Genomic DNA, 26011 nt, shown 5'->3' on the forward strand with positions numbered 1-26011 from the left:
TTTAAAGGGTACAAATTATTGTAGAATAGTTTTGAGCAAATTTCAGTAAGCATTTCAGCAAATTTGGGTGTTGACGGTATGGCAGGTCGGCAAATTAGCGCAGCGGGGGTAACAAATCACTGATTTTAGCCAGCATGGCTTCGGCGCAGCGCTGCTCGGCAATACGGCGACTTTCCCCTTGTGCTGTGACTAAAGCTTGGGTCGGTGCTATGGGTTTGGCGGTTTTATTGTCAAAAACAATGTCGACTTGGCAGCTGACCACAAAAATTTGATTGGGGGCATTGCCAATGGTTTCGGTCACTTCATAGCGGGGCAGCGCAAGTTGGTGTGCTTGCAACAGCTCTTGTAAACGGCTTTTGGCATCTTTTAGCACTTTTTGTTCTTTCACTTTTTCGAACAAATCTTCAAACCACGCCAGCACACAAGCCTTAACCGTATCAAAATTTTGACTATCAAGATAGATGGCGCCAATCAAGGCTTCAACGCTATCTGCCAAGATTGAGGCGCGTTGACGACCGCCACCTTTACGCTCGCCCACCCCTAAAATCAAATAATCTGACAAATTGAGCTGCTTTGCGATAATCACCAAGGTTTCTTCGCGCACAAGCGATGCACGTAAGCGACTGAGCCGACCTTCATTATAGTCGGGATAGCGCAAAAACAAGGCCTCTGCGATGATCACACCGAGCAAGGCATCTCCCAAGAACTCTAATCGCTCATAATTGTGTTCGCTATCAAATGAGCGATGCATGAGTGCCATAATGGGTAAATTCACATTATCAAACTGATAACCCATTTGATAAAACAGCGCGGTTAATTGACGCACTTGTGGCGGTAGTTTTTTGAGATTAAAGGTGGGGATAGTGATTGGTAAATTCATCTGCTTCAAATTGTTAGAAAAGTATTCGCCAGTGAAATCATCACATGGCTATCACTTACTTAAGATTGGGGCTACAAGTTCAATAACTATTGCTTGGCGACTTTGGCATCTTCTGCGCTAATGGTATCTTCAAAGCGATTGACGATATCGACGTTACCAAAAAAGTTGTTTGCTTCATCGTATTTTAGTTTTACTGACATCGCACCTGGCGTATTATCCACCACTTCCACGACGTCCTCTGCCTTTTGGCTGAGACCGTTGATATGCCATTGGGAATTGACATTACCTAAAAACTCTTTGACACTTTCTTTATTGTCATTGGACTTTTTGAGTTCAAAAGCCAACGATTTTTTAAGTTGGTAGTGACCGACTTGGGCAGGGATAATAGCTAAACCGATTTTGGCACACACGACGATGAGTACAATCATAATCACGATACCCGTAACGCTGGCGCCGCGCTGATGACTTGGTAGGTTCATGCCGTATTCTCCTTTTATCATCGCTCAAGATAGGTTAATGTAAGCTTTAGTTAATTAAATATTCTCAACAACAAAGGCTTTGATATCCAATTTTTTAAAGCAAGCGGTTAGTGTATTGCGCCATTGCGATTAAAAGTGGGTAAACTTAATCCACTGGCTTTGTGCGTCCACACATACACGGCTTTACCCGCTAGGTTCTCATCAGGTACAAACCCCCAAAAACGACCATCAGCACTGCGATCACGGTTATCGCCCATCACAAAATAGTGTCCTTTAGGCACTGTTAGTTGCCATTGTTGACCTTGGCTCGCCATCAATTGAGGTGAGGCTTGCTGCAAAAAGCTGGCATATTGAAACCAATTTTTGTCACCCAAATAGCGCACCAAATGTTGATGATTACTGCTGGGCGATTCTTGCACATACTGGGCTGTTTGTTCTTCTTGATTGCCCAGTTGCGCTGCTTGCTCAGCTGTCACAACCTCACCTGTCTCGGTTTTACCTGGCGGATATAGCTGCGCTGTCATCTTAGGGTCAGGGGTAAAGTTTGCTGGCGTGGTCGCAATCGCTTTGCCATTGACGCTTAACTGCCCGTTGTTAAAACTCACCGTATCACCACCCACGCCAATCACTCGCTTGATATAATAAATTTTTGGGTTCTCAGGATAGCGAAATACCACCACATCACCATGCTGTGGCGCGCCCAAATCAAGCACCTTGGTATTGACCAGTGGCAAGCGGATACCATACGCGTATTTATTGACCGCAATAAAGTCACCCGTATACAGGGTTGGCACCATCGACGATGAGGGAATATTAAATGGCTCAATCAAAAACGAGCGCACTACAAGCACAATCGCTAAAATCGGAAAAAAATCATACGCCCATCGCACCGGCGCAGTCGATTTTTCCAATCCTTTGCTTTGCTTTTGCTTTAGTACCAATTTATCCAGTAGCCAAATAGCGCCCAAAATCAAGGTCGCAGGGACAAGAATCAAATTAAAATCAAAATCCATACTTGCCTCTACGACTGATTATCCACTTTTAATACCGCCAAAAACGCTTCTTGTGGAATCTCAACACGTCCCACTTGCTTCATGCGTTTTTTACCTTCTTTTTGCTTTGACAGTAGTTTTTTCTTACGTGACACGTCACCACCATAACATTTGGCAAGTACGTCTTTACGCATGGCTTTGACGGTACTACGGGCAATGATTTGGCTACCAATCGCCGCTTGAATTGCCACATCAAACATTTGGCGTGGAATCAATTCTTTCATTTTTTCAACCAGCTGATTACCGCGATAGCGCGCTTGCTCAGCATGACAAATCATCGCCAATGCATCAACTTTTTCGCCATTAATCAGCACATCTACCCGCACCAGTTTATCTGTTTCAAAGCGCTCAAAGCCGTAATCAAGTGACGCAAAGCCACGTGACACCGATTTTAGACGGTCAAAAAAGTCCATGACCACTTCGCCCATCGGAATATCAAAGGTCAACTGCACTTGCTGTCCCATGAACTTCATGTCAACTTGGATACCACGACGCTCGATACATAATGTCATCACGTTACCCAAATAATCGGGGGGCACCAGAATGTGACAGCGCGCAATCGGCTCACGAAACTCATCAATCAGACCTGGGTCAGGCATTTTTGATGGGTTATCGATTTGGATAATCTCACCACTCCGTTTTTTGATTTCGTAGATAACTGTCGGAGCCGTGGTAATCAAATCTAAATCGTATTCACGCTCAAGACGTTCTTGGATGATTTCCATATGGAGCATCCCCAAGAAACCACAGCGAAAACCAAACCCAAGGGCATCAGAGGTATCTGGCTCAAAAAACAATGCAGCGTCATTGACTTGCAGTTTTTGTAGCGCTTCACGAAACGCCTCAAAGTCACTCGAATCAACAGGGAACATACCGGCATAGACTTGCGGCTTGACCTTTTTAAACCCTGGTATGCTATCTACATCTGGAGTTTTGGCAAGGGTAATAGTATCGCCCACAGGCGCGCCGCCAATGTCTTTGATACCGGCAATCACAAAACCTACTTCGCCGGCTTCTAAGATATTGGTCTCAAACGATTTTGGGGTAAATACCCCAATTGACGTGACAATATGCGTGCCTTTGGTCGATTTGATATGGATTTTATCGTCTTTTTTGAGTGTGCCTTGACGTACACGTACCAGTGACACAACCCCAAGATAATTGTCAAACCATGAGTCAATAATTAACGCTTGCAAAGGGGCATCACGGTCGCCTTCAGGGGCGGGAATACGCTCAACAATCGCTTGTAGCAAATCATCCACGCCCACCCCTGTCTTGGCAGAAACGCGCGGTGCATCCATCGCTTCAATCCCGATAATGTCTTCGATTTCTTGAATCACACGTTCAGGATCCACTTGCGGTAAGTCAATCTTGTTGAGTACCGGTAATACTTCAAGCCCCTGCTCAATCGCGGTATAACAGTTGGCAACCGACTGGGCTTCTACGCCTTGCGCGGCATCAACCACCAGCAAAGCGCCTTCACAAGCCGCCAGTGAACGCGATACTTCATACGAAAAATCGACGTGCCCTGGTGTATCAATAAAGTTAAATTGGTATTTGTCACCGTTTGGGTGGTTATAATACAGCGTGACAGATTGGGCTTTAATGGTAATACCGCGCTCGCGCTCAATATCCATCGAGTCAAGTACTTGCGCCTGCATTTCACGTGCTTGTAGACCCCCACACATTTGGATAATGCGGTCGGCAAGCGTGGATTTACCGTGGTCAATATGGGCAATAATAGAAAAATTACGAATATGAGATAAGGCGGTCACAATTACCTACTAACAAAAAAGTATATGATTAAATTTGTAGAAAAATAGCCTTATTGTAACGTATTTTTCTACAATCACCTACTGAATTTATTGTGACAGCTCTTGGGAGGTCATAAAAAAAATAAGCTTTGGGTATCAATGTCTGTTGCAAACCCAAAGCCCCAAACAAAGCCCAAACCCTCCCAAAACTAGGCTTTTTTGACGACGCTGGATTTGAGTTTCATCGCGCCAAAACCGTCAATTTTACAATCAATATCATGATCATCGGGCGCATCATGGAGCAGGCGAATGGATTTAACTTTAGTACCCACTTTAATGGGGGTGCTTGCGCCTTTGACTTTTAAGTCTTTAATAACCGTCACACTATCCCCATCTTGTAACACATTGCCGACGGCATCTTTAATAACTTGTTCGCTGGCTGTTTCGGTTTCGCCCGCTTGCCATGCCTGCTGTTCTGCTTCAAAGCCACACATCGGGCAAATCAATAAATCGCCATCTTGGTATGTATAATTTTCTTTACACTTGGGGCATGGGGGGCAGGCAGGTAAACTCATAGCACGCGCTCAATCAGCTGAGAAAAATTTTAATAGTCTTAAGGTAGTGTAGTGTACGCGATAAGTCACCCCAATAATAGTGATCAGCCAGCACAGAAGACCCTCTGACAAATGACCTAGTAAATTAGGACTTAAAACAGAGCTTAGTCAAGCAGCATTTAGTCAAGCATAACCCAATAAAGCATGATTGCAGTCCGAGCTCAATTGTGCAAAACTTTGATTATAATTTTTTTAGCAAATAAAAAGAGAGCCACCATGACAGATTTCGTCGTCTTTGATATAACCGGCACCGATGCCCAAAAATTCTTGCAAGGACAATTAACCTGCAACGTCACCAAACTGAGCGACCAATTCCAAGCGACCGCGATTAGTAATCTCAAAGGGCGCGTTGCACTGGGTATTTGGATTAGAAAAATAGCGGATGACGCTTACCAAATCGTCATCAGCCAAGACTGTGCCGATGAGTTTGCCAACCATATCAAAAAATATGCGGCGTTCTCAAAACTCACCCTATCAAACCCACGTGATATTTTTGCGGTTGTTGACAATGGGGTACCTAGTTTTAGCGAATCAGAGAATGGCTCTGACACCGACGCTAACCGCAAAGCATGGCAAAAAGCGAGTATTGCTACAGGCAATTACTGGATTGTCAAAACCACCGCAGGCTTGTGGCAACCCCAAGAGTTGCGTCTACACCAACACGGCGGGGTTGACTACGATAAAGGCTGTTATTTAGGTCAAGAAATCATTGCACGGTTATATTTTAAGGCCAGCCCAAAAGCTTGGCTCCACCGCGTAGCAGGTACCGGTGATAGACCTAACGCAGGTGAAAAAATTGGCAACGTGGACGTGGTCAATAGCATTGCTACTGACACAGGTTTTGAAGCCTTGGTGGTGGCACGTCCCGATGATATTGCCGCCAGTAACCTGACCATTCTTGAGTTACCTCAAGCACTGCAACAACCAGTTGCGCGCCAACATTAAACACCCACCAAACTTGATTAACGTAAATGTGTTAAAAGAAAGAGGTTAAACTAAAAAAGGCATTTCACTGATGCCTTTTTTAACCATTTTTTTAGGTTTATCAATACTTAACCCACTTCAAACCTAAACCATTTTATAGCTAAACCTCTTTCATTTTATATTTATAGCTAAACCAATTCGCCAGCCACAAACCCACTTGCCCAAGCCCATTGGAAATTGTAGCCACCTAGCCAACCAGTAACATCGAGCACCTCGCCGATAAAATACAAATTCGGTTGTAACTGACTTTGCATGGTTTTTGAAGAGACTTTATCAGTAGCAACGCCACCGCGTGTGACTTCAGCTGTACGATAGCCTTCAGTGCCTGATGGCGTCAAACGCCAAGCATTGAGCTGCGCGCCAAGCTGCGCTAACTTCTCGTCTTTGATATTGGCAAGCTCAGTCTCAGCCATGTCTTGCCACAATAAATTTTGCAAAGTAGCCATCACTTTTTTAGGTAGCGCCGCCACGCCTATCTGGTCGTTTAGCACGGTTCTGATCAGCTGTTTTGGATGCTGTTTTTTTTGTTCGGCTAAAAATACTGCCATATCAAGGTTTGGGAATAAATTGATAAAAATCGGCTCGCCCACCTGCCAATAATTCGATAGCTGTAACATCGCAGGCCCGGATAAACCGCGATGGGTAAATAGCACGGGCAACCTAAAACTGATGCGCTCGTTGAAGGCAATGACCTCAAAACTAACCCCCGATAACGATTTAATCGCATCGCCAATCTTATCGGTAAAGGTAAAGGGTACTAGTCCTGCCGATGTTGGCACAATGGTATGCCCAAATTGCTGCGCTACTTGGTAACCAAATCCTGTCGCACCCATGGTCGGAATTGACAGCCCGCCTGTGGCGACTACCAATGAGTGACAAGTTAAGGTTTGCTCGCTACTTTTTTGATTGGCTGCTTGATTAGCCTGTTGATGAGGCTGTTGACTAGCTGGTTGATTGACAGTTAAGACAAACCCCGTATTGTCGGGTAACGCTTGGATTTGCTGGATGGCGGTTTTTAGTTGAATAGTCACTTGATTGGCACGGCATTCGGTCAACAGCATTTGTAAAATATCATTGGCAGAGGTATCACAAAACAGTTGCCCATGCTCACGCTCATGATAGGGAATCTGATACTGGCTAACCATGCCAATAAAATCCCAATTTAAATAGCGTGACAACGCTGATTTGCAAAAGTGCGGATTGCTACTTAAATAATGCTTGGGCTCAATGTCATAGTTGGTAAAATTACAGCGCCCACCGCCACTCATAAGGATTTTCTTGCCCGCTTTATTGGCATGATCTACCACTAGTACCCGCCGTCCGCGCTTGCCCGCTGTCAATGCACAAAAGAGCCCTGATGCCCCTGCCCCGATGATGATGACATCATACGCAAACGTGGACGGTGCGTTTGTTGACCCAGCGTGATTTTGAGCCGTATCAATCTTTGGTGAAGTATTTGATGAAGTATGTTGTTGCTGCATGATGACCGCTATTTATCAAGTAAAAGACCAAATGAGAATCCGCTTACAATAAAGATATTTGTCCAAGATCTGAAAAAATATCCTTAAAAATATCCTGAGTAACATTGCAAAATTTGTGATTTTTTGCCAAACTAAGGAAAAGGCACTCTAGAATCAAGGATTAGATTGTATTGCATTTTCATAGTGAGCAGACGTTTATTGACGGCGCGTTTCATCGCTGTGTTGATAGCCCGTGTTACTGTCAGCTTGTCAATGTTAGCTTATCAACGTGAAAATGTTGTTTTTTAAGTTAAGCCCGCTACCTATTTGAGCCGTTTGTCAGTCCGTAGCCATTTAAACTATTACCCAACCAACCTACGAGTCATAACAAGGAATGTTTTATGAAGAGCTACCCTCATAGCGCTGAATTTGCCGCTAAAGCCAACACCACTCCCGAAAAATACGCCGAGACCTATCAAGAATCTGTCGAAAATAACGAAGCGTTTTGGGCAAAACGCGCTGAATGGATTGATTGGATAAAAAAACCCACCAAAATCAAAAACGTCAATTATGACCTAAACAATTTTAGCATTAAATGGTTTGAAGATGGTGAGCTTAATCTATCGGTCAACTGCCTTGACCGTCATGTCGCTGAAAACCCTTACAAACCTGCGATTATTTGGGAAGGCGATCACCCATCACTTCACAAAATCATCTCATACAAAGAGCTACATTCAGAAGTATGCCGCCTTGGTAGCGCACTGCGTCGTAAAGGCGTCAAAAAAGGCGACCGCGTCACCATTTATTTACCGATGATTCCTGAAGCGGCGGTTGCGATGCTGGCTTGTGCGCGGATTGGCGCGGTTCACTCATTGGTATTTGGCGGGTTTTCAGCAGACAGTCTAGCCAGCCGTATCATCGATAGCCAATCAAAAATTGTCATCACCGCTGATGAATCTGTGCGTGGTGGTAAACATACACCGCTTAAACAAAATGTGGATCGTGCGCTAGACCAGGACGGTACCGAATGTGTTGAAAAGGTCATTGTGGTGTACCGTACCGGTGAATCCATCCCAATGAGCGGACGCCGCGATATTTGGTATCACAACTTAATCGACAATGCCTCTGAAGACTGTCCACCAGAGCCAATGAATGCCGAAGACCCGTTATTTTTGCTTTACACTTCAGGCTCAACTGGCAAGCCTAAAGGCGTGTTACATACCACCGGTGGTTATTTGACCTATGCGCTATCCACCTTCCGTGACGTGTTTGATATCAAAGACAATGACGTATTTTGGTGTACCGCGGATGTGGGCTGGGTCACAGGTCACACCTATGTGGTGTATGGACCGCTTGCCAACGGCACAACGACCGTGATGTTTGAAGGGGTGCCACAGTACCCAGATTGGGCGCGTATCGGTCATATCGTTGATAAGCATGACGTTACCATCTTGTATACTGCGCCAACCGCCATTCGCGCGATGATGAAAGAAGGCGATGATTACGTCCGTAAATCAAACCGTTCCAGCTTACGTCTATTGGGCTCGGTGGGTGAACCTATCAATCCTGAAGCCTGGAACTGGTACTATAACGTGGTGGGCGAAGGTCGTTGTCCGATTGTCGATACTTGGTGGCAAACTGAAACAGGGGGCATTTTGATGACGCCAATCCCCAATACGGTTGATCTCAAACCAGGCTCCGCGATGAATCCGCTGTATGGCGTCAAGCCAGCAATTGTCGATGCCGAAGGTGCTGAATTAACGGGTGCTGCCGAAGGCAACTTAATCATCAAAGACAGCTGGCCAGGTCAAATGCGTACCATTTGGGGAGACCATAAACGCTTTTTAGAAACTTACTTTAGCACCTATCCAGGCGCTTACTTCACAGGTGATGGTGCCCTGCGCGATGAAGACGGTCATTATTGGATCACAGGTCGTGTGGATGATGTCTTAAACGTCTCTGGTCACCGCCTAGGTACGGCCGAGATTGAAAGTGCGTTAGTATCGCATCCTTCCGTCGCTGAAGCGGCTATTGTCGGTATGCCGCATGAGCTTAAAGGTCAAGGCGTTGCCGCTTACGTCATCTTAAAATCGGGCGAAGAGCCAAGCGAGATGCTCAAAGGTGAAATCAACCGTCATGTCCGTGGTGAGATTGGTCCAATCGCCAACTTAGACTCGCTATATTTGGTCGAAGCCTTACCAAAAACGCGCTCCGGTAAAATCATGCGCCGTATTCTGCGTAAACTTGCCGCGCATGAATTTGAAGGTTTAGGCGATACTTCAACCTTGGCAGAACCAGAGGTGGTTGATAACCTCATCAATGTGGTTAAAGCTGATAAACAGCCTGCTTAATGGCTTACCAAAATTGAAAAAACGTCTGTAGTTACAGGCATTTTTTCATGGTTTTTTAATTGTTAGAGACCTTTGCACAAACCAGCGACTATCTCTCGACACCAATTTCAAACTCAACTAAAAACTGGAATTGGTGTTAAAAAAGCGAAAAAAGTCACCGAATTGGCATAAAAGTCTCCTAAATTGCAGTAAATTAACGTCTATTGGCTAGTTTTGCCAACCAACAGACACAATAATCCTAAGATAGTCCGTATTTTCGCTTCAAACCTAGGGCAGTTTTTAAATTATGCACAATGCTAGCAAGCAATGTACGGGTATGAAATTGCATTAAGCCAAGATGACGAGCCTTGCTCATCCCATAATTTAAAATGACCGAATACCCGTTCTACCGTATTTCTGGTTTGGCTCTTTTGGGTATTGGTACGTTTCTGTTGTTCGGTAAGTGGTGTATTACGCCATGCCCTATCATGGATATGATTGTTGATAGGCGGTTCATGCTCGGCAAGATAGTTGTCATGGGCTTGGCTTTTATACGCACTGTCGGCGTAAACGGCAGATTCATCACCTGTTAAAAGCGTGGTAAAACATTGTGAATCATGGACATTGGCTGGGGTAGTTTGAATCTTTTTGACAAAGCTGTCTTCATCACAATTAAGATGGATTTTAAAGCCGTAGGTGGTTTTTACTTTGCCTGTGCTGTCTTTTTTACTGACGTAGGCAGCTTCGTTATCTCGGGTATTGTCGGTATGTTTGCCTTTTTTAGCTCGTTTGTTTTTGGCTTCAACGATACTGGCATCAATGATGCTAACACTGCCTGCTTTGATGATGATATTTTGCTCGGCTAGTTGCTCATTGATTTGGTTGAATAAGGGTTTTATGAGTCCAAGTTCACCTAAGTGTTTGTGGTATCGCCAGATGGTGCTGTGGTCGGGTACGTTATCGGTAAGCGATAGACCAACAAAGCGACGAAATAGTAAATCTCTTGCCAGTTGTTTTTCCATGGCTGGGTCGGATAGGTTATAGAGTTTTTGTAGTAGTAAGATTTTAAACATGATGACAGGGTGAAAGGCACTTTCGCCACGATCACTGCTATGAACGTGGCGTAAGGTTTGCTCGATAGTTTGCCAGTTGATTAGGTTATGTAGTTCATCTAATTCTTTGATGGCTTTGTGAGCGTTAATGAGACTGTCTGCTAGGGAGAGTTGCCCTGTTTGTTTCCATGCCATATTGGTATCTTTTGCTATCTTTTTGACTTTACTGTATTATATCACTTTTACAAACTTTTGTTTATTTGTTCGTGCAAAGGTTTCTAATTTATCTCTCCTCAAATATTTTGGAAAACGCCATGCGATTAATGCAACCCTTCCATACGTTGACGAATCAAATTTTTGACTATGTCAATCTTCCTCATGGTTTGACTCATACCACCGATTTGAACCAAACCGATAATAAACTTGATGCGCTTATTAGGCCAGCTGGGGGTTGGGGTGCGTTGATAGCCGTGCAAGGTAATATGCGAAAGCAGCAGGCATTGACCCGTGCGCCAATCACATTATTAGACCTAAATCAGCCATTTGGCACTAAGTGCCCAAGTTGTGCATTTCCAAACGGCAAAAAAAAGCCCATTAATTTTTGTGAAAATGGGGCTAAAGCAACGGCATTTGAAACCACCAAAAAAACCGTGACGGCTGATTTTTTTGCCAAATATACCGTCACTGAACTGCTCGCGCAAAGTGATTATTTCTTGGAAAACCAAGGACGCTTGACTGAGCCTATGCAGTACAATGCGGCGACTGATAAGTACGAACCCATCGAATGGGAAGCTGCTTATCAGTTGATTGCCAGTCATCTCAATCGATTGGATGACCCGAATGAAGCTGTCTTTTATACCTCTGGTCGAGCCAGTAATGAAGCGTCGTTTTTGTATCAGTTATTTACCAAATGCTATGGCACGAACAATATGCCAGATTGCTCCAATATGTGCCATGAAGCAAGCAGTGTGGGGTTAAAAGATAGTATCGGCTTAGGTAAAGCAACCATCGTAATGGATGACTTTGAGCATTGTGACAGCGTGTGGAGTTTTGGGCATAATCCAGGTACCAATCACCCACGTATGCTAGAAACATTGGCAAATGTCGCTGAGCGTGGTGGCAAAATCATTGTGATTAATCCGCTTAAAGAGCGGGGACTTACCCGTTTTCAAGATCCAAAACGCCCAAGCCAAATGCTGACAAATGGTAGCACGCCACTTAGTCACTATTTTTTCCAGCTAAACATTGGCTCAGACTATGCGTTAATGACGGGCATACTCAAGCATTTAGATAATTGGGATCGCGAGGCACGGGATAACGGTAAAGCCGCTATTTTTGATCATGACTTTATTCAAGCCCAGACCGTAGGCTTTGATGAAATGATTGCAGGGGTAAGGGCGACCGATTGGCAAACCATTTATCATATTACAGGGTTAGACGCGCAGCAAATTGAGCAACTAGCCCAGCTTTATCGAGAGAGTAAACGTCCTATTTTAACATGGTGTATGGGCATCACCCAGCATCGTCATGGTACGGACAATGTGCATATGTTGGCAAATTTAGCCTTGGTTATGGGGCATATTGGCAAGACAGGGACGGGACTTGCGCCGATTCGTGGGCATAGTAATGTTCAAGGTAACCGTACCATGGGTGTATGGGACAAGCCTTCAGATAAGCTACTTGATCAAATCGACAAAGTTTTTGGCATTAAGTCCCCTAGAGCGCATGGCTATAACGTTGTAGAGACCCTTGAAGCCATGCAACAAGGCAAGGTTAAAGTATTTATGAGCCTAGCGGGCAATTTTGCAGTGGCAACCCCCGATAAAGCACGTACAGAAGCGGGTATTCGCGGCTGTGAGTTAACGGTACAGATACAGACCAAGCTCAATCGTAGCCACTTGATTCATGGTAAAGAAGCCATTATTTTACCTTGTTTAGGACGAACAGAAATTGATAAGCAAGGCGACAATAACCAATACATTAGTATTGAAGATTCCATGTGTAATGTGGTGTTGTCACAAGGAGCGCGTCAGCCTGTTTCACATAAATTGCGCGCTGAAACTGAGATTATCGCAAGTATCGCTGCGGCTACACTTAGGCATAGCCCGATTCGTTGGGCTTGGTATGTAGAAGATTACGACCGAATTCGTAATGACATTGCTAAAGCCATTGAAGGCTTTGATAACTTTAACCAAAAAGTCTATACCAAACAAGGCTTTCATCTACCGCATCCTGCCAACCGTTATGAATGGCAGACCCAATCTGGTAAAGCCACCTTTTTCTTTACACCGTTAACCGAGATTTATGCAGATAAATTGACGGCTCAGCCCGATGATTTATTAACACTAACCAGTATCCGTTCTCATGACCAATTCAATACCACCATTTATGGGTTGGATGACCGCTATCGCAACGTTTTTGACACGCGGCAAGTAATTTTTATGAATGCTGATGATGCTGATAGATTGGATTTAAAAGCAGGTGATAAGGTGACTATCCAAAGTGAATACGGCGATGGTATTGAGCGAAAAGTCACAGGCTTTCAAGTCATTTTGTATGATATCCCTAAAGGCAATCTAGCCATGTACTACCCTGAAGCCAATCCACTGATTGCGATGACAGATTTTGATAAAAAATCAGGCATGCCTGCCTTTAAAACCGTGTCGGTTAGACTGAGAAAATGTGCTTAATGATCATAGGGTTGCTTAAAAAACCCTATGGATGATTGTTGAATGTAAAAGTATCATTAAATAAAAAAGTGATGATTGAAAAAACAGGCTGAAAAGTTGATAAAATAGTGACAAGTGATTTACACTAGCCATCAAATGCCCAGCCTGTTCTAGTCTATCAGGTTGCCCCAGCTTATCTAAGCGCTTGTATTAAGCGGTTGTATAAAGAAAAATGGCGTAAAAAGCGGTAAAAAGCCCTATTGATCAATCAGTCGTAATTGAGTCTTTTGAATTTTGCCAACCGCGGTTTTGGGCAATTGTTCAATAAATGCATAATGACGTGGGCCTGCCTGTGGTGCCGCCTGTGTATTGAATAAAGGCAACATCATCCAGTGATTTATTTGGCGGTTGATAAGGTAAATTTTGAGCAGCTGCTAATACCTGACTTAAGCGTAACGGCTGATAGTTGTTGTCAATTTGGTAAGGTGCTACCAGTTTTTTGACATATTTGACGCCAAGATTGACAAACTTGCCTTTAACGCCTAGCAAATCACCCAACGTGATAATCACTACTCTTTTAACGGGCGTTTTATCGATGACTTTTTGTAAGGTATGGGCAAAATTTTCTTGTTAAATATTTTTAAAAATCCAATTCAAATTTTTAATTTTAATGATGATTTAATTAAACCCAATTGCTTACAATTTTGAGCTTAATCATGCGATAATGGGTTATGTTATAATGCCGACCAAAGGCATTTTTAATAAAACCAATATAACAAGGATAAACCGATGACTGATATGACTGCGGCCACAGCGCCATTAGATTTTACCAAACCTATCAAATCGCGTGCTGCGGTAGCTTTTGCTGCGGGAGAACCATTACAAATCGTCGAAATCGACGTCGAGCCACCGCGTAAAGGTGAAGTACTCGTCAAAATTACCCATACGGGCGTTTGCCACACGGACGCATTCACCTTGAGTGGCGATGACCCTGAAGGGGTTTTCCCAGCGGTTTTGGGTCATGAAGGCGCAGGTATTGTGATGGCAGTCGGTGAAGGGGTAACCAGTGTACAACCTGGTGATCATGTCATTCCACTATATACGGCTGAATGTGGTGAATGTTTATTTTGTAAAAGTGACAAAACCAATCTATGCGTCGCAGTGCGTGCCACCCAAGGTAAAGGCGTGATGCCTGATGGTACTACCCGTTTTAGCTATCAAGGTCAACCAATTTATCATTACATGGGCTGCTCGACGTTTAGTGAATATACTGTCGTTGCTGACGTATCGCTTGCTAAAATCAATCCTGAAGCCAATCCTGAGCAAGTCTGTCTATTAGGTTGTGGCGTCACCACAGGACTAGGTGCGGTAAAAAATACCGCTAAAGTACAAGAAGGCGACAGCGTGGCGGTATTTGGGCTTGGTGGTATTGGGCTTGCTGTGATTCAAGGTGCCAAACTTGCCAAAGCAGGACGCATTATTGCGGTTGATACCAACCCCGACAAATTTGAGCTAGCCCGTGAGTTTGGCGCGACCGATTTTGTCAATCCAAAAGATTATGACCAACCCATTCAACAAGTGATTGTTGAGATGACAGGTTGGGGTGTGGATCACAGTTTTGAATGTATTGGTAACGTCAATGTCATGCGCTCGGCACTTGAATGCGCGCATCGTGGCTGGGGTCAAAGCGTGATTATTGGTGTCGCGGCTGCAGGTCAAGAGATTTCCACTCGTCCGTTCCAACTAGTGACAGGTCGCCGCTGGTTAGGCTCTGCATTTGGTGGGGTGAAAGGTCGCTCGCAGCTGCCAGGTATGGTGGAGCAAGCCATGCACGGTGATATCCAACTGGCACCTTTTGTCACCCATACTATGGGTCTTGAAGATGTCAATACCGCATTTGATTTGATGCATAAAGGTGAGTCCATTCGTTCAGTGTTGCATTACTAAACCATTACCAAACTTGGCATTATAAAGAATGGGAAATTCACCATGAAAAAAATTGAATCGCGTAAATTGCACGGTGGAGACCTACAAGTGTGGCAGCATACCAGTGCGACCACACACACGGAGATGAAATTTGCCATCTATTTGCCACCCAAAGCCATCGTCAATGAAGAAACCAAAACTACTGAAATCACAGCTCAAAAATGTGCGGTGCTGTATTGGCTATCAGGGCTGACTTGTACTGAGCAAAACTTTATTCAAAAATCTGGGTTTGCTGAGTATGCCAGTCGTCACAACGTGATTGTGGTGGCACCCGACACCAGTCCTAGGGGTGTCGATTTGAGCGGTAACGATGTGCCTGATGACAGCGCTTATGATTTGGGGCAAGGGGCAGGCTTTTATGTCAATGCCACCCAAGCGCCTTGGGCAACGCATTTTCAGATGTATGATTATATCGTCGATGAGTTGCCTAATCTCATCGAACAGCACTTCCCTGCCAGTGACCAGCGCAGTATTTTTGGTCATAGTATGGGTGGGCATGGCGCGCTGATGATTGCCCTACGCAATCCCCAGCGCTATGCCAGCGTATCGGCCTTTTCCCCCATCGTCGCACCGTCACAAGTGCCTTGGGGACAAAAAGCCTTTAGCGCTTACTTAGGCGATGACCAAAGCACCTGGGCAAACTACGATAGCTTAGCGTGGATGAAACAGTCTGCGCATAGCAAAAAATTACCGCTATTGATTGACCAAGGTAGTGGGGATGAGTTTTTGGCTGAGCAGCTCAAACCTGAGCTTTTTGCGCAAGCTGCCAAGGATGCCAATTATCCGATGACGCTGCGTATGCACGACGGTTATGACCATAGCTACTATTTTATCAGTAGTTTTATCGCTGACCATTTTGCTCACCACGCCGCTGCCCTTCAAGCTTAATCACACAATCACTTGTCACACCACCTTGCTGACAAGTGATTGACCATTTTGCCATCGCATTACCCCCTCCATCATTTAAAATAACCACAAATTTGCGATGATTATTTTGTCCGCGATCCTATCTGATAAGGAAGATTGTCATGGTTGACAAGCGCACTGATATCACGGTAACCCCTACCCATAAAGAGCCCTATTTGCAAGGCGTTGTGTTTCGCTACAGCGTGTTTGTCATTGCCTTTGCTATCCTTGCGTTGGGGATTGTGCTACTTAAATGGTGGCTGATAGTGATTGGTCTGGTGGGCTTTGTGGTGGGCATTTATGATTTGATACAAGTCCACCATGCCGTCTTGCGTAACTACCCAATTTCGGGACATATTCGTTATCTATTGGAAGAGTTTCGACCTGAACTGCGCCAGTATTTGATTGAAGATGACCAAGCCGCCGTGCCGTTTTCGCGCCAGCAGCGTGCGCTTGCTTATCAACGTGCCAAAAACGTCAGTGATACCAATGCCTTTGGTACCTTAGAAAATCTATACCAGTCTGGCAAAGAATGGTTTTTACAATCCACCCTTAGCTACCCCCTCAAAGAAACCAATTTTCGTATTATGGTGGGCGGTGAACGATGCCTGCAGCCCTACTCGATGTCGGTGTTTAATATCTCTGCCATGAGTTTTGGCAGTCTTTCAGCCGCGGCAATCGAAGCGCTCAATCAGGGCGCAAAACTCGGTGGATTTGCTCATGATACAGGTGAAGGTGCGATTAGTCCGTACCATAAAAAACACGGCGGCGATTTGATTTGGGAGCTGGGTACCGGGTATTTTGGATGCCGTAATCACGATGGCACGTTTAGCGCCGAAAAATTCGCTGAACGCTCGCGCATTGAGCAAGTCAAAATGATTGAAATCAAGCTGTCGCAAGGGGCAAAGCCTGGTAAAGGCGGGGTGTTGCCCAAAGAAAAAATCACCCCGGAAATTGCCGAAACCCGTGATGTGCCGATGGATGTAGACTGCGTTTCTCCAGCGAGCCACTCAGCCTTTACTACCCCGCGTGAGATGGTGCAGTTTTGGCAACAGCTGCGTGAACTATCAGGGGGCAAGCCGGTTGGTTTTAAGCTGTGTGTCGGACAGCCTTGGCAGTTTATGGCGATTGTCAAAGCCATGATTGAAGCAGATAATTACCCTGATTTTATCGTGGTTGATGGTGCAGAAGGCGGTACAGGTGCTGCGCCTGTTGAGTTTATGGATAATGTTGGCATGCCACTACTCGATGGCTTTTTGCTTGTGCACAACACGCTAGTGGGTGCGGGGGTGCGTGACAAAATCAAAATCGGTGTCAGTGGTAAAATCATCTCTGCCTTTGATATCGCTCGCATGCTAGCGCTAGGTGCAGATTGGTGTAACTCCGCGCGTGGCTTTATGTTTGCGGTGGGCTGTATCCAATCACGCGCGTGCCATACCAACAAATGCCCAACTGGGGTTGCTACCCAAGACCCGTATCGTCAACGGGCATTACATATTCCTGATAAGGCACAGCGGGTCTATAATTTTCATAAAAACACGCTTAAATCATTGGCAGCGATTGTCGGTGCGGTAGGTTTAAAACACCCAAAAGATTTACAAGCGTATCATATCGCCAGACGCCTGGAAAATGGGCAGATTAAGCTATTATCCAAGTTTTATTATTTTACCGAACCTGGCGTGTTACTGGATTTATCGGCGCGCTCAGATGTTTTTAACCAAATGTGGGTCATGGCAAATCCTGATAGCTTTTTGGCAAATAACGAGGCGTTAATTGCTTACAATCACGATGTGCGTCACGCCCATGAGCACAACGAAAAGCGCTTTAATGAAGGCAATTACCCTGAGCGTATCGACAGCTTCGATGAAACCGCAAATAGCTATTATACCTACGATGATGACCCTTCTTAATACTTTTTCCACAAAAAAACCGCTAATGATTAGCGGTTTTTTTGTGTCAGCTTAGTTTATTCCACCGTGACGCTCTTGGCCAAATTACGGGGTTTATCAACGTCTGTACCTTTGGCAAGCGCAACATGGTAAGACAACAATTGTACGGGAATGGTGTGTACTATGGGCGATAACACGCCAATATGACGTGGGGTGCGAATTACGTGTACGCCCTCACTATCGGAAAAATCACTGTCAAGATCGGTAAATACAAACAACTCACCACCACGCGCCGAGACTTCTTGCATATTGGCTTTGACTTTATCAAGTAGGCTGTCATTTGGCGCTATCACCACCACAGGCATATTTTCATCAACCAATGCCAGTGGACCGTGTTTTAACTCGCCAGCGGGATAGGCTTCTGCATGAATATAGGTGATTTCTTTGAGCTTTAATGCGCCTTCTAATGCAATCGGGTAATGAATACCACGTCCCAAAAACAGCGCGCTTGGCTTATCAGCAAATTTGCTTGACCAGCTGCTAATCTGTGGCTCAAGATTGAGCGCATATTGAATATCATTGGGCAAGCTGCGCAGCGCATTGGTGTATTCGACCAGTTTAGTGTCATCCACAGAGCCACGCACACGACCGAGTGTCACCGCCAAACCAAATAAAGCCACTAACTGGGTAGTAAATGCTTTGGTTGAGGCGACCCCAATCTCCGCACCGGCTCGGGTGTAGACTACTAGCTCACTGGCGCGAGGCAAGGCGGATTCCATTACGTTACAGATGGATAGACTATGTTTGTGACCCAAGGCTTGTGCGTATTTTAGCGCCTCCATGGTATCTAGCGTTTCCCCTGATTGCGAGATGGTGATAATCAATTGTTTTGGATTGGCAATCACTTCACGATAACGGTATTCACTGGCGATTTCGACATCGGTGGCAATTTTGGCAATACTTTCCAACCAATATTTGGCGGTCGATGCCGCATAATAGGACGTGCCACAGGCAAGAATCTTAATACTGTCGATATCATTGAAAACGGCTTCAGCATTTTCACCAAAGTTTTCAGCGATAAACCCGGCATCCAAAAATATTTCGGCGGTATCTGACACTGCTTTTGGCTGCTCATAGATTTCTTTTTGCATAAAGTGGCTATAAGCGCCTAGTTCAAGAGACGCTAAGGACACTTGCGAAGTGGTGGCTTTGCGGGTCGCTGGATTGCCTTGTTTGTCAATCATTTGTGCCACGCCATCTGCCGTCAACTGGGCAATATCACCATCTTCAAGATACATGATTTGACGGGTAAAGGCGACAACTGCTGAGACATCCGATGCGATAAAGGTTTCATGCTCACCTAAGCCGATGAGTAATGGACAGCCCATACGCGCCACCACCATGTTTTGTGGCATATCGTTGGCAATCACCGCAATCGCATACGCACCATGAAATTGTTGGGTCGCCGCTTTTACTGCATTGAATAAATCACCGCCGTTTTGTACATAGTGCTGGTGCACTGCATGGGCGATGACCTCGGTGTCGGTTTGTGACTCAAAATGATAGCCATTTTGCTGAAGGCGGGCACGCTCGGCTTCAAAATTTTCGATGATGCCGTTATGTACCACCGAAATCAAATCACCCGAGATATGCGGATGCGCGTTTGGCTCAGTGACGCCGCCGTGGGTCGCCCAGCGTGTGTGACCGATGCCCGTGTGACCATACACGCCGCGCTCTTTGGCAGCGGCTTCCATTAAGGCAACACGCCCCACTCGGCGCACGCGTTTGAGTCCTTCATCGGTTTGCACTGCAATACCCGATGAGTCATAACCCCGATATTCTAGGCGTTTTAAGCCATCGGTTAAAAAATCTACCACATTGTCTTGCGCACGAATGGCGCCAACGATACCGCACATAAATGTTCCTTAGTATCCAGTTTTTGGTGTGAGCAATCAAATTTGACTGCTGTGAAAAACAATCCCCCCGTTTACACAGTCGTTAGATTGTTTTATTGTTGCTTAATCAAACGGCTTTATCGTATAAAGCAAGTCTATCGTATTAAGCAAGAATTTGTTAAATTTAGGCAAAAATTCAAATATCAAGATTTTTTTTCAGGACGTTGCCAACCCTCAATGGTGACTTGTTTACCACGGGCGATAGACAGTTTTTCGGCAGGGCAGGCTTTACTGATTGCACTACCAGCGCCAATGGTGGCACGGTCACCAATGGTTACAGGGGCAATTAGCACCGCATTTGAGCCAATTCTGACCTCGTCACCGATTTCGGTTTTAAACTTATTGACGCCATCATAATTGGCAGTGATGGTGCCCGCGCCGATATTGGTCTTTTGTCCAATGGTGGCGTCGCCCAAATACGCCAAATGATTGGCTTTAGCGCCGCTTGCCATTTGGGTGTTTTTAAGCTCCACAAAGTTACCGATATGCACCTCTTTGTCAGTGACCGCATTGGGGCGCAGACGGGCAAATGGACCGATTTGGTTGTCTGCGCCTACTACCGCATTGTCAAATAGACTGTAAGGTTGCACCACAGTGCCACTGGCGATTTTGCTGTTTTTGATGATACAACCTGCGCCGATTTTGACGTTATCACCTAGCTCACAGTCACCTTCAATGATGACATTAATATCAATTTGCACGTCTCTACCAACTTTGAGCGAACCGCGTAAATCAAAACGGCTTGGGTCAATCAAATGTACCCCTTGTTGCATCAGCGCTTGGGCTTGATGCGTTTGCCAAGTACGCTCTAGATTTGCCAACTGCAGACGGTCATTCACGCCTTCGATTTCAAACTGATGGGTCGGCGATACAGTGGCGATTTCGATACCATCGTCTACCGCCATTTTGACGATATCGGTCAGGTAATATTCACCTTGGGCATTGTTATTGGTCAAGTTATTGAGATATCGATGCAAAATATCATTGGCGACACAGTACACACCGCTATTGATTTCAGTGATTTTTCTTTGCTCATCGTTGGCATCTTTTTCTTCGACAATGGCGATTACTTGGTCGTTGTCACGCACAATACGACCCAAGCCAAACGGGTTGGCTAAGTTTAGGGTCAGCATGGCAAAACGGCTGTCTGTATTTGCCAACTTCTCTAAGGTATCGACGCCAATGAGTGGCACATCCCCTGATAAAATCAAGCTTTTCCCATCCGTAGGCAACACTGGTAAAGTCATTTGCACCGCGTGACCCGTGCCCAATTGCTCAGCTTGCTCGACCCAATCAATTTGTTCATCGGCAAAGGCATCTTTGACTTGCTGACCTTCAAAACCATAGATAATGATATTTTTTTGGCTACCCAATTTTTTGGCAGTGGCAAGTACGTGATGTAGCAAAGGCTTGCCTGCCAGCGGTTGTAGGACTTTTGGCTTGCTCGATTTCATGCGAGTGCCTTTGCCCGCTGCCATGATGATGGTGGTTAAGTTGGTCATGGGAATTCCTTATTCTTTTTTAAACTAATTTTAATGATACAACAGGTTAAACATAAGTAACGAGCACACTCACAAAGACTATTAGCACAACCCCTGCCATCAGCCCCGCCAAAATGTCATCAATCAAAATACCAAAACCGCCGCTCACATTTTTATCCACCCATTTAATCGGAAAGGGTTTTAAAATATCAAAAAAACGAAACGCGACAAATGCAGCAAAATATAATAACAGTAAACTTAACTGATGACCTTGCAATAAGGCATCATCATAGAAATGCAGCCATAAAATTGGCAGGAGTGACACCCACATGCCGACCCATTCATCCCACACGATATGCGGGTCATCGTGTACACCCATCAAATCAGACGTTTTACCGCAGATATAACTACCGACTAGAGCGCCCATCACCGTAACCGCCAAAAAACCCCAAAACCCCAGCGCTAACATCGGAATGGCAACCACCAGTCCCCCGACCGTGCCCCACGTCCCAGCAGCACGCTTTGGCAATCCTGAGCCTAAGCCGATACCGAGCCAATAAATCAGCTTTTCCCAAACGCTCGCGGTTGGCGGACAAGGCGGGCAAACATTGGCTTTACGGACGTCGGGTTTATGCAGTTGAGTCATAGGAAGTTCTTTGGCTAAAAATGCTGATAGCCAGTGATTGAAAATTCAATGGGTTGGTTATTATAAGTCAGCCTCAAGCCGTTTTCTGTGACAATTTTGCCAATGGCAAAAATTTTATCCGAAAACTGTTGATTAAATTTGACAAAATTTTGCTCACTCATGGTAAAGCACAGCTGATAATCATCGCCGCCATTGAGCTGATGTTGCCACTTATCAGCATTTGGCAAAGCTTGTAATCGTGGATGCGTTGGAATATTGGCTAAATCAACCACCGCGCCCACCTGTGATGCGGTTAGGATATGACCCAAATCCTGCCCTAGCCCGTCTGAAATATCAATCATGCTATGGGCAAATCCACGTAATTTTTGCCCGAGCTCAACTTGCGGAACAGGTAAATCGAGTGCCGGCTGTAAAGCGATTGGTTGTAAATCGATATTGTGCTGCTCAGATTTTTCAGCGTTTAAAATCTGCTGTAACGCAAAACTTGCTGAGCCAATTTCACCGCTCACACAGATGATATCACCGACTTTTGCGCCCCCTCTGGTAATAGCTTGCCCAGTTGGCACAACGCCCAGTGCAGTGACAGAGATGGTTAAGGTGTTTGATTGGGTGGTATCACCACCGATAAGCTCGACATCAAATCGGTTGCAAATGTCCGCGATGCCTTGGGCGAATGGTTTGAGCCAGTCATCATGTGCAAGCTTAGCAGGCAAGCTAATGCCTAGCAATATCGCATAGGGTGTCGCCCCCATCGCTGCCAAATCGGATAAATTGACCGCGACAGATTTATAGCCGATGGCATAAGCGGATGTTGATAAGGGAAAATGTCGACCTGCAACCAGCGTGTCAATACAGCTCACCAGTTCGCAATCGCTTGGCATACTGCTTATCGCGCAATCATCCCCAATACCCACTTGGGTCAAAGGATTTTTGCGTGTGCAGTGTTGAAAATGTTGATAAATCAAAGAAAATTCGGACATCTTAGCCATCCGTATCAAGCATAAAAGGGCGTAGCGAGTACGCCCTTTACGGTATTATTTTTCTTCTTCAGTGGTCGCTTGCGATGGCGGCTGCGGCGCATCCTCTGTTTTGGCTTTTTTAGCATCCGCCTCTACTTCAGGCATACGCACGTCTTTGGCGATTTTATCCATCACCACATGAATCATTTTATAGCCATCTGATGAGCCAAAATGGGTATTGAGCTGAATCGCTTCATCAATCACTACTTTGTAAGGCACTTCCAAGTGCTGCTTCATCTCATACGCACCGACAAGCAATACCGCTTGCTCAACTTTATCTAGACGTGTCCAAGGGCGATCAAGTAGGCTGTCGATATAGGCGATTAAGTCATCGCTTTGCTCAATGATTTTGCTCAGTAGCTCGTGATAATAGCCCAAATGCACCGTGTGCATGGCATTCTCACTGCGGGTATGCGCTTCGATTTCGTGCGATGGGTTGCCAGTGAGTAACCATTCATATAACCCTTGCACCACAAAACGGCGTGCTTTACGAATCGCGGTCAGGCTGGTTTTATAATTGACGGCATTGTCTTGACCCGCCTGCTGTGGTGTGGTTTGGGTTGAATTATCAGTCATATCGCTACCTTATTCACCAGCCATTTGTGCGTCAATTTGACCCAACACGTTAATCATCTCAAGCGCGACCATGGCTGCTTCTGAGCCTTTGTTTCCTGCTTTGGTACCCGAGCGCTCAATGGCTTGTTCGATACTGTCTGTGGTCAAAATCGCATTAATAACAGGCACATCATAATCCAACCCAATCGCGCCTAAGCCTTTGGCAGATTCACCAGCGACAAAATCAAAGTGCGGCGTGCTACCACGAATCACCGCGCCTAAACCGATGATAGCGTCAAATTTATCGGTTTGTGCCATACGAGCAACCGCCAATGGAATTTCCCAAGCACCCGGTACACGCACCACAGTAATATTGCTACCGGCGATACCATGACGCAGTAAGGTATCAATCGCGCCGCTGACCAAACTTTCTACCACAAAGCTGTTAAAACGTCCTACCACCATACCGATTTTGGCGTGGGCATTGGTGTGTAGTTCACCGCTGATATGCTGTACTTGGGCGAGTTCGTTTTGAAGATTTGCCATGATGATTACCTTTAAATTGTAAAAATTAGAATCTGAATTTTGCTAGGTATGATACCATTTTTGTTAGGTTTATTCATGTTATTTAGCATGAACCTAGGTTACTCTTGTTAAAATAAAAAACCCGCCACAGCGACGGACTTTTATACAAAATAATTAAGCTTATTGGGTCAAAAAGCTTGGTAATGCTTTATGACGTTTTTCCAATTCTTTCGCTTTTTTCTTGCTGACACCGCCCAACACCTCAATGGCATGACGCAGGCGCTGCAATGTCATATCTGCCCCAATCAAATACATTGAATTCATCACAGGCGTGCTTGACTTGCTACCTGCGATGGCAATAAAAAATGGCGACATAAAATCACGCAACTTAATGCCCATCTCGCCTGCCAAACCAGACAATACCGCTTGGATATTCTCCTCCGTCCATACAGGCAGGGTTTCTAACTGCCATTGCGCAAGTTGTAGAATCTCCACGGTTTGCTCAGTGGATAGCACTTTATGCTCAAAGTCCACCTCACTAATCGTTGGCAAGTTTTGGAAATAAAAGCCCGACCAATTCACCGCATCCGACAACAAGTTAATACGTGGCTGAATGGCTTTGGCAATCGCGGTAAGTTTGTCGCTGTCATTTGCCCAATCGAGGATTTTGGTTTTTAAGGCTTCGGGTGACAGTGAGCGCAACCATTCGCCATTGAGCCAAGTGAGTTTTTCCACGTCAAAAATCGGACCGCCAAGCGACACCCGTTTGATGTCAAAACTGGCAATCATGTCATCCAACGTGAATTTTTCGGCTTCATTTGGCATCGAATAGCCCATCCGTCCCAAGTAGTTAAGCAAGGCTTCTGGCAACACACCTGCATCACGGTAATAAGTGATAGACGTTGGGTTTTTGCGTTTGGATAGTTTGGATTTGTCGGGGTTTCTAAGCAGTGGCATGTGACATAGCACTGGCATATCCCAACCAAAATATTTATACAATAATTGATGCTTTGGAGCAGAGTTAATCCACTCTTCGCCACGAATGACGTGGGTAATCTGCATCAAATGGTCATCGACCACGTTTGCCAAATGGTAGGTTGGTAGACCGTCGGTTTTGAGTAGCACTTGCATATCCACTTGTGCCCAAGGAATCTCGACCTCGCCACGTAGCATATCGTCAAATTTACATACACCCTCGTCTGGCACACGCATACGAATGACGAATGGCTTGCCTTCGGCGGCGAGCTTGTCCGATTGTTCACGCGTAAGGTTCGCATAGCGACCGTCATATTTTGGGGTCTCACCCCGCGCCATCTGTTCGGCTCGCATTTGGTCGAGTTCATCACTGGTGGCAAAACAGCGGAATGCATGACCTTTGTCCAACAGTTCTTCGGCGTATTGTTTGTAGATGTCTTTACGCTCGCTTTGGCGGTACGGTGCATGTGGACCGCCGACGTCTGGACCTTCTGCCCAGTCAAGACCGACCCAGCGCAGGGCGTCCAAAATCATTTGTTCAGATTGCGTGGTGGAGCGCGTTTGGTCGGTGTCTTCAATGCGCAGGATAAAATCGCCGCCATGCGCTTTGGCAAAGGCAAGGTTAAATAGCGCGATATAGGCGGTGCCAACGTGGGGAAAGCCAGTGGGGCTTGGGGCAATACGAGTACGGACTTTTGACATGGATTTCTCAATTTTACAAAAATTTCAAATTAGCGGCTATTATAGCCGACTATCGAAGTTTTATAAATTGAATCCTAGCGATGGATGATAGGTAGCTG

Annotated in this window: 20 protein-coding genes and 1 pseudogene; 6 read left to right on the plus strand and 15 right to left on the minus strand. The window is 45.4% G+C overall.

Annotated features, from left to right (window positions below; genetic code table 11):
- Nucleotides 1-94: 94 nt before the first annotated feature.
- From rnc to RTN07_RS05170, 5 genes are all read right to left on the minus strand, one after another.
- On the minus strand, nt 95-880 hold the full coding sequence (gene rnc, locus RTN07_RS05150) for a ribonuclease III (protein ID WP_065253827.1): 786 nt from the start codon (nt 878-880) through the stop codon (nt 95-97).
- 86 nt (nt 881-966) lie between these two features.
- The gene (locus RTN07_RS05155) at nt 967-1359 is read right to left on the minus strand and encodes a DUF4845 domain-containing protein (protein WP_312115318.1); all 393 of its coding nucleotides are present in this window, start codon (nt 1357-1359) and stop codon (nt 967-969) included.
- A 107-nt stretch (nt 1360-1466) separates the two neighbouring features.
- Nucleotides 1467-2372: a signal peptidase I gene (lepB, locus tag RTN07_RS05160; protein ID WP_312176331.1), complete on the minus strand. Its 906-nt coding sequence runs from the start codon at nt 2370-2372 to the stop codon at nt 1467-1469.
- An 8-nt stretch (nt 2373-2380) separates the two neighbouring features.
- The gene (gene lepA / locus RTN07_RS05165) at nt 2381-4186 is read right to left on the minus strand and encodes a translation elongation factor 4 (protein WP_076774812.1); all 1806 of its coding nucleotides are present in this window, start codon (nt 4184-4186) and stop codon (nt 2381-2383) included.
- Nucleotides 4187-4374: 188 nt separating this feature from the next.
- A complete protein-coding gene (locus RTN07_RS05170; RefSeq protein ID WP_138018381.1) occupies nt 4375-4740 on the minus strand; it encodes a zinc ribbon domain-containing protein YjdM in 366 nt (121 codons plus the stop codon).
- 255 nt (nt 4741-4995) lie between these two features.
- On the opposite strand from RTN07_RS05170, the gene ygfZ reads away from it, so the two are divergent.
- Nucleotides 4996-5724 (plus strand): CAF17-like 4Fe-4S cluster assembly/insertion protein YgfZ, encoded by a 729-nt coding sequence (ygfZ, locus tag RTN07_RS05175; protein ID WP_076774809.1) that lies wholly within the window; start codon nt 4996-4998, stop codon nt 5722-5724.
- A gap of 167 nt (nt 5725-5891) precedes the next feature.
- Here ygfZ and RTN07_RS05180 read toward each other — a convergent pair whose 3' ends face one another.
- Nucleotides 5892-7244 (minus strand): BaiN/RdsA family NAD(P)/FAD-dependent oxidoreductase, encoded by a 1353-nt coding sequence (locus tag RTN07_RS05180; protein ID WP_312176334.1) that lies wholly within the window; start codon nt 7242-7244, stop codon nt 5892-5894.
- A 380-nt stretch (nt 7245-7624) separates the two neighbouring features.
- Between RTN07_RS05180 and acs the strand changes: the two genes are divergently transcribed.
- Nucleotides 7625-9574 carry an acetate--CoA ligase gene (acs, locus tag RTN07_RS05185; protein ID WP_076774805.1) on the plus strand — a complete coding sequence of 650 codons (1950 nt, stop codon included), beginning with the start codon at nt 7625-7627 and terminating at the stop codon, nt 9572-9574.
- 238 nt (nt 9575-9812) lie between these two features.
- Here the strand turns inward: acs and RTN07_RS05190 are convergent.
- Nucleotides 9813-10800, minus strand: a pseudogene (locus RTN07_RS05190) (IS5 family transposase).
- Nucleotides 10801-10919: 119 nt separating this feature from the next.
- Here RTN07_RS05190 and RTN07_RS05195 point away from each other — a divergent pair.
- On the plus strand, nt 10920-13295 hold the full coding sequence (locus RTN07_RS05195) for an FdhF/YdeP family oxidoreductase (protein WP_309595134.1): 2376 nt from the start codon (nt 10920-10922) through the stop codon (nt 13293-13295).
- A gap of 300 nt (nt 13296-13595) precedes the next feature.
- On the opposite strand, the gene RTN07_RS05200 is transcribed toward RTN07_RS05195, so the two are convergent.
- Complete coding sequence (locus RTN07_RS05200; RefSeq protein ID WP_268162266.1) at nt 13596-13844, minus strand: hypothetical protein; 249 nt, start codon at nt 13842-13844, stop codon at nt 13596-13598.
- Between the two features lie 267 nt (nt 13845-14111).
- On the opposite strand from RTN07_RS05200, the gene RTN07_RS05205 reads away from it, so the two are divergent.
- The 3 genes from RTN07_RS05205 (at nt 14112) to RTN07_RS05215 (ending at nt 18076) form a co-directional block, all read left to right on the plus strand.
- Complete coding sequence (locus RTN07_RS05205; RefSeq protein WP_076774839.1) at nt 14112-15221, plus strand: S-(hydroxymethyl)glutathione dehydrogenase/class III alcohol dehydrogenase; 1110 nt, start codon at nt 14112-14114, stop codon at nt 15219-15221.
- Between the two features lie 42 nt (nt 15222-15263).
- Nucleotides 15264-16148: an S-formylglutathione hydrolase gene (gene fghA, locus RTN07_RS05210; protein WP_312176340.1), complete on the plus strand. Its 885-nt coding sequence runs from the start codon at nt 15264-15266 to the stop codon at nt 16146-16148.
- Between the two features lie 140 nt (nt 16149-16288).
- Nucleotides 16289-18076, plus strand: a complete 1788-nt coding sequence (locus RTN07_RS05215; protein ID WP_312176342.1) for an FMN-binding glutamate synthase family protein — start codon at nt 16289-16291, stop codon at nt 18074-18076.
- A 56-nt stretch (nt 18077-18132) separates the two neighbouring features.
- Here the strand turns inward: RTN07_RS05215 and glmS are convergent, their stop codons facing one another.
- The 7 genes from glmS to gltX form a co-directional block, all read right to left on the minus strand.
- The gene (glmS, locus tag RTN07_RS05220) at nt 18133-19971 is read right to left on the minus strand and encodes a glutamine--fructose-6-phosphate transaminase (isomerizing) (RefSeq protein WP_312176345.1); all 1839 of its coding nucleotides are present in this window, start codon (nt 19969-19971) and stop codon (nt 18133-18135) included.
- A 182-nt stretch (nt 19972-20153) separates the two neighbouring features.
- The gene (gene glmU, locus RTN07_RS05225) at nt 20154-21512 is read right to left on the minus strand and encodes a bifunctional UDP-N-acetylglucosamine diphosphorylase/glucosamine-1-phosphate N-acetyltransferase GlmU (protein WP_312176348.1); all 1359 of its coding nucleotides are present in this window, start codon (nt 21510-21512) and stop codon (nt 20154-20156) included.
- Nucleotides 21513-21558: 46 nt separating this feature from the next.
- Nucleotides 21559-22137 carry a phosphatidylglycerophosphatase A family protein gene (locus RTN07_RS05230; protein WP_007115132.1) on the minus strand — a complete coding sequence of 193 codons (579 nt, stop codon included), beginning with the start codon at nt 22135-22137 and terminating at the stop codon, nt 21559-21561.
- Between the two features lie 14 nt (nt 22138-22151).
- The gene (thiL, locus tag RTN07_RS05235) at nt 22152-23117 is read right to left on the minus strand and encodes a thiamine-phosphate kinase (protein ID WP_312176351.1); all 966 of its coding nucleotides are present in this window, start codon (nt 23115-23117) and stop codon (nt 22152-22154) included.
- Between the two features lie 54 nt (nt 23118-23171).
- Nucleotides 23172-23732: a transcription antitermination factor NusB gene (gene nusB / locus RTN07_RS05240; protein ID WP_312176353.1), complete on the minus strand. Its 561-nt coding sequence runs from the start codon at nt 23730-23732 to the stop codon at nt 23172-23174.
- A gap of 9 nt (nt 23733-23741) precedes the next feature.
- Nucleotides 23742-24257, minus strand: a complete 516-nt coding sequence (gene ribH, locus RTN07_RS05245) for a 6,7-dimethyl-8-ribityllumazine synthase (protein WP_007115135.1) — start codon at nt 24255-24257, stop codon at nt 23742-23744.
- A 159-nt stretch (nt 24258-24416) separates the two neighbouring features.
- Entirely contained in the window at nt 24417-25913 is a 1497-nt protein-coding gene (gltX, locus tag RTN07_RS05250) for a glutamate--tRNA ligase (protein WP_312176356.1), read from the minus strand.
- Nucleotides 25914-26011 lie beyond the last annotated feature (98 nt).

Origin of the sequence: Moraxella sp. CTOTU46934 (genome assembly GCF_031979465.1) — a bacterium.
In the GTDB taxonomy this organism is placed as follows: Bacteria; Pseudomonadota; Gammaproteobacteria; order Pseudomonadales; family Moraxellaceae; genus Faucicola; species Faucicola tetraodonis.